This window comes from Pseudomonadota bacterium (genome assembly GCA_030859565.1).
GTDB lineage: Bacteria > Pseudomonadota > Gammaproteobacteria > JACCXJ01 > JACCXJ01 > USCg-Taylor.
The window spans coordinates 1-3,699 of record JALZJW010000237.1; the positions used below are offsets into that span (position 1 = coordinate 1).

4 protein-coding genes are annotated in these 3,699 nt (G+C 61.9%); 1 reads left to right on the forward strand and 3 read right to left on the reverse strand.

The window, feature by feature from the left end; genetic code table 11:
- The 3 genes from eno to M3436_20005 form a co-directional block, all read right to left on the reverse strand.
- Positions 1 to 634 (reverse strand): phosphopyruvate hydratase (eno, locus tag M3436_19995; protein MDQ3566257.1); only part of this gene is annotated, 634 nt, incomplete at its 3' end.
- Complete coding sequence (gene kdsA / locus M3436_20000; protein ID MDQ3566258.1) at positions 635 to 1,465, reverse strand: 3-deoxy-8-phosphooctulonate synthase; 831 nt, start codon at positions 1,463 to 1,465, stop codon at positions 635 to 637.
- Entirely contained in the window at positions 1,452 to 3,107 is a 1,656-nt protein-coding gene (locus tag M3436_20005; GenBank protein MDQ3566259.1) for a CTP synthase, read from the reverse strand. The genes kdsA and M3436_20005 overlap by 14 nt, the downstream gene beginning before the upstream one ends.
- A 287-nt stretch (positions 3,108 to 3,394) precedes the next feature.
- Here M3436_20005 and M3436_20010 point away from each other — a divergent pair.
- Positions 3,395 to 3,699 (forward strand): DMT family transporter (locus tag M3436_20010; GenBank protein ID MDQ3566260.1); only part of this gene is annotated, 305 nt, incomplete at its 3' end.

Consider the following 3,699-nt stretch of genomic DNA (forward strand, 5'->3'; position numbering starts at 1 on the left):
GGTTGGGGGCGAACCCGCCTTCATCCCCGACGGCGGTGTTCAAACCTCCAGCATGCAGCACCTCTTTTAGGGCATGGAAAATCTCGGCCCCGTAGCGGACGGCTTCGCGCAAGCTCGGCGCCCCGATCGGCAGGATCATGAACTCCTGGAAATCCACGTTGTTGTCGGCATGCGCGCCGCCGTTGATGATGTTCATCATCGGCACCGGCATCGTCGGCGGCCCCTGGCCGCCGAGGTAGCGAAAGAGAGGCACGCCGGCATCAAGGGCGGCCGCGCGCGCCGCGGCCATCGAGATGCCGAGAATGGCGTTAGCGCCCAGGCGCGCCTTGGTGGGCGTGCCGTCGAGATCACACATGATCTTGTCGATCTCGGTTTGCGCGGAAACTTGCCGGCCGAGGAGCGCTTGGCGCAACTCCCCATTGACGTGCGCGACGGCGCGCGTCACGCCCTTACCCCGATAGCGCTTGGGATCGCCGTCGCGCAGCTCGATCGCCTCCCGCTCTCCGGTCGAGGCGCCCGACGGCACGGCGGCGGTGCCGCTCGCCCCTGATGCCGTGATGACGTCGACCTGCACGGTGGGGTTTCCTCGTGAATCCAGGATCTCCCGGCCGCGAATGTCTTTGATCGCTGACATTCAGGGTTCTCTATTCTTAAAACAGCATTTTGCTACGTCGTCCAACGCTTTCAGTCCCTCAAGCAGATCGGGAAGCGCCGCCAGCGGCCAACTATTGGGTCCGTCGCTCAAGGCCTCGTCCGGTCTCGGATGGGTTTCCATGAAGAGGCCCGCGATCCCGGCCGCGATCGCCGCTCGCGCCAGCAGCGGTACGAATTCGCGTTGGCCCCCCGAGCGTGTCCCAAGGCCGCCCGGCATCTGCACCGAATGGGTGGCGTCGAAGACCACGGGGCATCCCGTTTGGCCCAGGACCGCCAGTGCTCGCATGTCCGAGACCAGGTAATTGTAACCAAACGCGGTCCCGCGCTCGCACACCATGATGTACTCGTTACCCATGGCTTTGGCCTTGTCGACCACGGCCTGCATGTCCCAAGGCGCCAGGAACTGCGCCTTCTTGATGTTGACAGGCCGGCCTTGGCGGGCCACATTTTGAATGAAGTTGGTTTGTCGGCAGAGAAACGCGGGCGTCTGCAGGACATCCACGACCTCCGCGACCTCGGCGAGCGGCGAGTCTTCGTGGACATCGGTTAAAACCGGTACGCCGATCTCGCGTTTTACCTTAGCAAGAATGGCAAGGCCGCGTTCGACCCCGAGACCGCGAAAGCTTTGGTGCGAAGTCCGGTTGGCCTTGTCGAAGGACGATTTATAGATGAACGGGATCCCGAGCCGTGCGGTCATCTCCTTTAGGGTGGCGGCGGTCTGCAACGCCAGCTCCTCGCTTTCGATGACGCAGGGACCGGCGATTAGGAAGAACGGCCGATCGGGTCCCGCCTCGAAATTACATAACCGCATCACGGAGCTTGGGGTGCTGGCCGATGCGATAGGCGAGGGCGGCCTGAATATAGCTCGTGAAGAGCGGGTGCCCATCGCGCGGCGTCGAAGTGAATTCGGGGTGGAACTGGCAGCCGATGAACCACGGGTGCTCGCGCAGCTCGATGATCTCAACTAGCTGGCCATCCATCGAGCGGCCGGCAATGTTCAAACCGGCGCGGACCAAGATCTCCGCGTATTGATTGTTGAATTCGTAACGGTGGCGATGCCGTTCGAGGATTACGTCCTTGCCATAGATCGACTGCACGAGGCTGTCCGGGGTCAAGCGGCATTCTTGACCGCCCAAGCGCATGCTGCCGCCGAGATCGGAGGATTCATCGCGGTGTTCGACGGAGCCATCGGCCGTGGTCCATTCCGTAATGAGTGCGATGACCGGATGCGGTGTCTCGCGGTAAAATTCGGTGCTATGGGCGCCCGTGAGCCCGGCGACATGGCGCGCGAACTCGATCACGGCGACTTGCATCCCTAGGCAAATGCCGAGGTAGGGTACGCGGCGCTCGCGCGCGAAGCGCACCGCTTCGATCTTCCCTTCGATTCCGCGCCGGCCGAATCCTCCGGGGACGAGCACGGCATCCATGCCCTCCAAACACACGGTGCCCTGCCGTTCGATCTGCTCGGAGTCGAAATAGTGGATGGCGACGCGCGCGCGGTTGTGGAGCCCGCCGTGGGTCAAGGCCTCGGAGAGGGATTTATAGGATTCGGTCAGCTCGACGTACTTCCCGACCATTGCTACGTTGACCTCGGCGAGCGGATGTTCTATCGCATCGACGACGCCCTCCCACTGGCGCAGATCGGCGTTCGGGACCTCGAGCGCCAGCCGCTCGACGACGATGGCATCGAGGCCCTGCTCATGAAAGATGAGGGGGATCCTGTAAATGTTGTCCACATCGATCGCCGAGATAACGGCGCGCTCCTCGACGTTGGTAAAGAGCGCGATCTTCTTGCGTTCGGCGGGCGGGAGCGGCCGGTCCACGCGGCAGAGCAGAATATCGGGTTGGATACCGATAGAGCGCAATTCCTTGACGGAATGCTGTGTCGGCTTGGTCTTGATCTCGCCCGCCGAGGCGATGTAGGGAACCAAGGTCAGATGAATGTATAAGGTCTGCTTCGGCCCGAGCTCGATGCGAAATTGGCGGATGGCCTCGAGGAAGGGAAGGGACTCGATGTCGCCGACCGTGCCTCCGATTTCCACCATGGCGATGTCCGCGCCCCCGGCGGCACTGCGGATACAGTCCTTGATCTCGTCGGTAATATGCGGGATGACCTGAACGGTGCCCCCGAGATAATCGCCGCGGCGTTCCTTGCGAATGACGTTCCAGTAGATGCGGCCGGTGGTGTAGTTGTTGCGCTTGCCCATGCGCGTGCGCACGAAGCGCTCGTAATGCCCGAGATCGAGGTCGGTTTCCGTGCCGTCTTCGGTCACGTACACCTCGCCATGCTGAAACGGGCTCATGGTGCCGGGATCGACGTTGATGTAGGGGTCGAGCTTGATGAGCGTCACCTTGAGCCCGCGCGCTTCGAGAAGCGCCCCTAGCGAGGCTGATGCGATCCCCTTGCCGAGCGACGACACCACACCTCCGGTGACGAAGATAAAACGGGTCATAGGACAGGCTGGCGAGGAAGGCCGAAGGACCTACGTTGAGCATGCATGAAGCACGATGCTACCAGAACCGGCGTGATTTGGTAACTTGGGATTTTCCTGTAGTCCGTGTTCCGAGCGGTAACCTGTTAAAACGGTCTAGGTCGTCCTTGCGCGCCGAGTATTGGGTGCCGGTGCCTGTGCCTAAAATACTAAGTTAGAATGAACGCGCGTTTTTATCGAGAAACAGAACTGGGATGGTTATTCACACTATAACCCGCGGCGCCCTTTGTGCCGTTGGCGCCTCGCTGATGATGGCGCTCATGAGCACGGCGGTCCGCATCGCCTCCGGCGAGCTTCCGAACGAGATGGTGGTGTTTTTGCGCAATGGCTTCGGCTTGGTGGCGCTGCTGCCTTGGATCCGCGCCTACGGCGGCGTATCGAGTCTCGCAACGGCGCAATTCCCGCAGCACTTGCTGCGGTCGCTCGCCGGGCTCGCCGCGATGTATTGCTTCTTCTATGCGCTCGCGCACTTGAATCTCGGTGAGGCCGTGCTGCTCAACTTCAGCGCGCCGCTCTACATCGCGCCCATCGCGTTGCTGTGGCTGGGGGAGAC